The organism is Nostoc sp. WHI (assembly GCF_015714725.1).
Lineage (GTDB): Bacteria > Cyanobacteriota > Cyanobacteriia > Cyanobacteriales > Nostocaceae > Nostoc.
In genome coordinates this window covers 1-6,556 of the sequence record NZ_WBKM01000270.1, presented here as the reverse complement: position 1 = coordinate 6,556, position 6,556 = coordinate 1, and the positions used below count along the sequence as shown (strand labels likewise).

Genomic DNA, 6,556 nt, shown 5'->3' with positions numbered 1-6,556 from the left:
CCCCTGCACATTTCAGTGCAACCCAATTACACCGCCTAACTCAACCCCCCCTAACTTTAGACCTGATCCCCCTGTTATTAATCGCGCTTCTACTTCCGAAGGTGGTTTCACGAATGATTTTGCCGACCATTTAGGCATACCCACTCCGAAAATCAAAACACTGGATGATGCCAAAGAGATTGCTCGCAAAATTGAAGAAGCTACTGGTGCTAAACCTGCATTTATCTACACCAGTTTTGTCCCTGTAGAAATTCAACCACCGCCAAATTCAGGGGGAACAAAACTTACTAAAGAGTTGTTGAATACCGTAGCAGAACAAGTTAGTGACCAACTAGAATTGGTGGTAGTAACCGGAAAGGGTAATCCCATCCGCAAGCGCATCCCAGAAGCGACGAGAGCTAAAGTTTTACAAGTAGCTCAAGAATTTCGTGACCAAATCGTTAGTCCACAAAATCGTCGCCGCACTCGTTATTTGCGTTCATCTCAACAACTCCATCGCTGGATTATTGCACCACTAGAGGCAGATTTACAGGCGAGAGGAGTTAACAATCTAGTCTTTCTACCGGACATTGGTTTACGTTCAACTCCAATGGCAGCACTTCACGATGGTAAAGGGTTTCTGGTAGAAAAATATAGTATTGGCTTGATGCCCAGTCTTAGTTTGACTAACACCCTTTATAAAGACATTAGAAAATCTCAAATTTTAGCACTAGGGGTTTCTCAGAGTACTCAGGGACAAGAACCTTTACCAGGAGTTCCCCTTGAGTTATCAACACTGATATCCAAACTTTGGCAAGGTAAATTATTGTTAGACAAGCAAGCCACCTTAGAAAATCTCAAGAGTGTACGCCGCCAACAACCTTTTGGCATTATTCACATGGCAACCCATGCTGATTTTACTACTGGCGCTTTGAGCAACTCCTACATTCAACTATGGGAAGACAAGTTACGCTTGAACCAGTTACGACAGTTAAGGTTGAATGAACCCCAAGTCGAGATGATGGTGCTGAGTGCTTGTAGAACAGCATTAGGGGATGAAGAGTCAGAACTAGGGTTTGCGGGTTTAGCCGTGCTGGCAGGTGTAAAAACTAGTGTTGCCAGTCTTTGGTCAGTCAGCGATGCTGGTACATCAGCGTTGATGACGAAATTTTATGAGAACTTGAGGACAGCTCCTATTAAAGCAGAAGCCCTCAGACAGGCTCAGATAGCTATGGTAAAAGGGCAGATTTACGTAAAGAATGGTCAAATACAAGGTTTAGGAGTAGTCGGTAGCTTGCCTTTGCCTGGTGATAGTGTTGATGAAGCTGATGAATCACTTACGCATCCTTATTATTGGTCTGGATTCACAATGGTTGGCAATCCTTGGTGAAGTCGGGAAAGTAACCCAAATGTCAATATAACGCGATGTACGACTTATTCTTGGAACCCCTCTCCAAACCTCTCCCCCACAGGGCTACGGTGTACACACAAGTCATCGAATTATCCAAAATCTTGAAAAACCTCACCCTGGTTCTGCTACGCAAACTTGATAAGGCTTTCCTCGTTCCTGGGCTGCCGCCTGGGAATGCATTCATTGAGTCTCTGGCTCAATGTCTAACTGGAGGCAGCAGCCCCTAATCAGTCATTCCCATGCTCTGCGTGGGAACGAGAGAATCGAGCTTTTTTCGACTTGTGTGTACACCGTAGCCGCAGGGAGAGAGGCTTTGATTTTTGCTCTCCTTTCCTAGTTCGCGTAGCGGCACGAACTAGGGAATTACCAAAACTAGTCAAAATCAATGATGATAGCAACCAAGAGTGATCCCCAAATATTGAAGAACTGTAAATCCTTGATGAAAATATAGCCAAGCTAATATCTTATCCAGCAAATTACTGTAAGTATAAAGATAGGTAATTCAAAATTATCTATGCTGCTACTTGCCCTCTAGAATTGGAACAATTTCTGAACTTAGACAATCCTAGAAATAATCATCGTCAGTAAATGCACTCAGGTAAAAATCCCTATCTCGGCTGAATCAAAGCTTTGCAGCCCTTAAACGCTACTTGAAACCGCAGGAAAACTTGCTATGTTAAATGATGTTTAATTTTCTCAAACTGCTTTTGATCCCCGTTTCGATAGAATGACTAAGCAGAACCCTAAAACTAAAAACCGCTTTTGACTGCGACGCCCATGAATCAATTGAACAATGGTTTTACTATATTTCTAAGTCTGCTAGTCGAGGCGATGCCTTTTTTGCTTCTTGGGGTTTTACTCTCCAGTTTGCTGCTATTTTTTGTTGATGAGCGCAAATTAGTACAAAAAATGCCCAAAAATCCACTGCTGGGTGCTTTAGTTGGCAGCATGATCGGCTTTTTATTTCCGGTGTGTGAGTGCGGGAATGTACCGGTAGCGCGGCGGTTCCTGATTCAGGGAGTACCCACACCAGTCGCAATTGGTTTTTTGTTAGCAGCACCAACAATCAACCCAGTTGTAATTTGGGCAACTTGGACAGCATTTCGAGATCAGCCAGAGATAGTAGTATTACGAGTTGTATTTTCCCTAGCGATCGCCACAATTATCGGGTATGTTTTCAGTTTTCAAAAGGACTTAAATCCCATAGTCCAACCTGCGATCGCTCGTTATATGAAGTTTAATCCACCCGCGCAGCCTGAAACCAAACGCCGTGGTACTCGTTACCAAGTACAACAGGAAGCAACAGTACCGAATCTGTTGCAATCTGGGACTTATATCTTAGGGGGAAGAGCAGGTGTACCGATGCGGATAGATGCTAATCTGATACCGCCTACTATGACTGCCAATAAACCGCTTGCAAATAAACTGCGCCTAGTGGTGGATAATAGCATCCAAGAATTGCGAGAATTGGGCGGAGTGATGGTTTTAGGAAGTGCGATCGCTGCTGCTATTCAAGTGCTAGCTCCCCGTGAATTAATTCTCAGTTTGGGTGCTGGCCCCATTAGCTCAATTGTAGTCATGCTGATATTAGCAGTAGTGGTATCAATTTGTTCTACAGTGGATTCTTTCTTTGCCCTATCTTTTGCCTCAACCTTTAGTAGCGGTTCATTGTTGGCATTTCTAGTATTTGGGCCAATGATTGACATCAAAAGTGTTGGTTTGATGTTATCGATTTTTAAACCCAAAACTATCTTTTATTTATTTGCTTTAGCAGCACAATTGACATTTGTGTTCACTCTTTTTCTGAATTTGCACGTCTTTTAAAAATTCATTTGTCATTTATCCTTTGTCCTTTGTTAAAGATTAATGACCAATGACCAATGACTAATGACCAATGACCAATGATTAATGGCTAACAAAAATCCCAAATCTAAAATCCCAAATCTGTTACTCCCTTGGCTGGATGCTTTAGCAATTACAGCCTGGGGCATTTTGATGTTGAGATATTGGCTAACTAATAAGCTGAACCTGTTGATTCACCCAAATTACTTTTGGTTAGTAATTGTGTGTGGTATCAGCTTCATCATGATTGGTTTATTCAAGATGCAGGAACTTTGGCAATTGCGTCGCCGTGATGTTACGCCAAATACCCAGCATATTAGTTTATTTCCCCCTGGTTGGGGCAGTGCTTTGTTGCTGAGTACAGCGATTCTAGGTTTTATCTTTACGCCGCAAGTTTTTGCTAGTGACAAAGCACTCCAAAGAGGTGTGACGACTGATTTATTGGGAAGCACACGCGTCAAACCCCAAGCTTTTCGGGCTACTGTTCGCCCAGAAGAGCGATCGCTTGTAGACTGGGTACGCACCGTCAATGTCTATCCAGAACCAGATTCATATACAGGACAAAAAGTTAAGGTACAGGGATTTGTCATTCACCCACCGGATATAGGAAAAGAATATTTGTTCTTAGCACGATTTGTCTTAACTTGTTGTGCAGCAGATGCTTACCCTGTAGGATTGCCCGTCAAATTACAAAATAATCAAGAGCGTTATTCCCCTGATACCTGGCTAGAAGTAGAAGGACAAATGGTGACGGAAAATTTGGCAGGAAAACGCCAACTTACCATTGCCGCTACCTCTCTCAAAAAGATTCCTCAACCACAGAATCCTTATAGTTATTAGTCATTAGTTATTAGTCCTTTGTTAATGCCCCATGCCCAATGCCCAATGCCCAATGCCCAATGACAAAATCTAAAGCATTTATCCAACCACTGGATCGCATAGCGATCGCACTAATACTACTGCTGAGTGTGCTAATTGGGTTAATCATGTTGCAAGGTGATGTGGTAACTGCTCGTGTCCGAGATTTTACCTGGCAAAATCAACAAATTGGAGCAGAAGATAACTCCTTCACCCTCACCTTCAGCCGTCCAATGGAAATAAAAAGCGTAGAGGATAACTTAAAAATCGAGCCACCCCTAGCAGGTAAATTCAGTTGGGCTGGGCGGCGGATGGTTTATACACTGGTGACACCAGCACCCTACGGTACTAATTATAAAGTGCAGTTGCAGCAAGCAAAAGATCAGTTTGCGGAGCAAGAAGGCAAAAATCGGGTGATACAGCCCTTTGTAGGTAGCTTCCGCACACGCGATCGCGTCATCCTTTACATCGGAACCGATCAACAAGAACAGGGACGGTTAGTTCTTTACAACTTGACTCAGGAGCAAAAAAGGATACTGACCCCCAAAGACCTGATAGCAATGGACTTTGAATCGTTTCCTGATGGAGAGAAAATTTTATTTTCCGCTCGCACCACTAAGAACGAAGACTTACTTTCAGCTCAACTTTACACAGTGACAACAGGCGTTTCTAGTAAATCTGCAAAAGAAGTAGAACCAGCAGGGAAAGTTGACCTGATTTTAGATAGTAAAGATTATCAAAATCTGAAATTTGACTTATCACCCGATGGGCAAACTATTGTCATCCAAAGGGGAAACAAAACTAATCCCGGTGACTTTGGGTTATGGTTTATGCCAGTAACTAGCGACGAGTCGGGCAAAAAGCCCACCCCTAAACGCTTGGAAAGCCAACCGGGGGGGGACTTTATGATCACGCCAGATAGTAAAGCCGTAGCAGTTGCCCAAGGACAGGGAGCAGCGATTATACCACTCCAAGGTGATGCCAATAAACCCCTAGATTTTCTGCCGCAGTTTGGTTTGGTACAGGCTTTCTCCAAAGATGGCTCTCAAGCAGCGATGGTAAGGTTTAATACAGATTACACGCGAGATTTGTTTTTGGTGACAAACCAAGGTGTGCAGAAACAACTATTAAAAACAACAGGCTCAATTCTCATCTGCCAATTTGACATCGCCTCACCTACCCTCTATTGCTTACTGACACAGCTAGTATCCAAAGAACAATACATAGAACAGCCTTATGTGGTGGCAATTGACCTCAAAACCGGGCAACAGAAACCACTGCTAGTACTGCCTCCCGCTCAACGGAATGTGCAAATGAGTTTATCTGCCGACGGTTTGGGCTTGTTATTTGACCAAGTAGTACCGCAGACAAACACGACAGCATCATTACCCACAAACACTTTGAAAACCGATGACGGAGATGCGATCGCTACCAGTAGCCTGTGGTTAATGCCTCTGTTGCCCATCGGCGATGCTGCGACTGTTGAAATTAGACCAGAACAACTCCCCTTAGCCGGATTTCGTCCCCGGTGGCTACCCTAAGAGAATAATTCGTGGGGTTTCCTCTCTCCCCTCTCAATACAGTTCGGTTAACGTGTTTATTCCTCGAAGATCCCCCCAACCCCCCTTAAAAACCTACGGTGTACACACAAGTCGAAAAAAGCGCGATTCTCTCGTTCCCATGCTCTGCGTGGGAATGGCTGATTAGAGGCTCCGCCTTCAGTTAGACATTGAGCCAGAGACTCAATGAATGCATTCCCAGGCGGAGCCTGGGAACGAGGAAAGCCTTATCAAGTTAAGTTTTTAGGACTTGTGTGTACACCGTAGCCTTAAAAAGGGGGTCGCCACAGGCGGGGGGATCTTATCCGAACGGTATTGCTTCTTTACCTATGGTGTACATACAAATCTTTTGACTCGCACCTTAGTTGCATCGACGTGCACCTTAGTTGCATCGACGTGCACCTTAGTTGCATCGACGTGCACCTTAGTTGCATCGACGTGCACCTTAGTTGCATCGACGTGCACCTTAGTTACATCGACGTGCACCTTAGTTGCATCGACGTGCACCTTAGTTGCATCGACGTGCACCTTAGTTGCATCGACGTGCAAAAATTAATTTCCCCTACGTTACGCAGTAAGTTTAAAAGATTTGTGTGTATCCGGTAGCCTTTGCAAGGAAGAATTAAGGAAGGTAATAGGAGAAGAGCAAAAGGCATTCAACTTGTGTGTACACCGGAGCTTCTTGACGAGGCAGAGGATCATAGTGTTATAACGGCATCAGTCTAGATCCAAAATAGGGAACACCAATTGATGATTAATTGTTGGTGCTTGGAGAGAGTTAAAATTAGCTTCTAGAGCAAACCCTGATTAGACACAGTTGATAAGCAATGCTAATGCCAGCACTGCTGAATATTTTTAAGCAGATGGGTCAAGAGTGATGAATGAAGCTGACACCTCAAACAAGGGG

General features: G+C 43.9%; 5 protein-coding genes. 4 read left to right on the top strand and 1 reads right to left on the bottom strand.

Annotated elements, in window-relative coordinates; genetic code table 11:
* From F8S12_RS27230 to F8S12_RS27215, 4 genes are all read left to right on the top strand, one after another.
* Window positions 1–1,369, top strand: a 1,369-nt coding sequence (locus F8S12_RS27230) for a CHAT domain-containing protein (protein ID WP_196519411.1), incomplete at its 5' end; no start/stop codon positions are given.
* Between the two features lie 798 nt (window positions 1,370–2,167).
* Window positions 2,168–3,214, top strand: a complete 1,047-nt coding sequence (locus tag F8S12_RS27225; protein ID WP_196519410.1) for a permease — start codon at window positions 2,168–2,170, stop codon at window positions 3,212–3,214.
* Between the two features lie 84 nt (window positions 3,215–3,298).
* Entirely contained in the window at window positions 3,299–4,072 is a 774-nt protein-coding gene (locus tag F8S12_RS27220; RefSeq protein WP_196519409.1) for a TIGR03943 family putative permease subunit, read from the top strand.
* 59 nt (window positions 4,073–4,131) lie between these two features.
* Window positions 4,132–5,631 carry an Ig-like domain-containing protein gene (locus tag F8S12_RS27215; protein WP_196519408.1) on the top strand — a complete coding sequence of 500 codons (1,500 nt, stop codon included), beginning with the start codon at window positions 4,132–4,134 and terminating at the stop codon, window positions 5,629–5,631.
* A gap of 345 nt (window positions 5,632–5,976) precedes the next feature.
* On the opposite strand, the gene F8S12_RS27210 is transcribed toward F8S12_RS27215, so the two are convergent.
* A complete protein-coding gene (locus tag F8S12_RS27210; RefSeq protein ID WP_230968308.1) occupies window positions 5,977–6,135 on the bottom strand; it encodes a hypothetical protein in 159 nt (52 codons plus the stop codon).
* Between the last annotated feature and the right edge of the window lie 421 nt (window positions 6,136–6,556).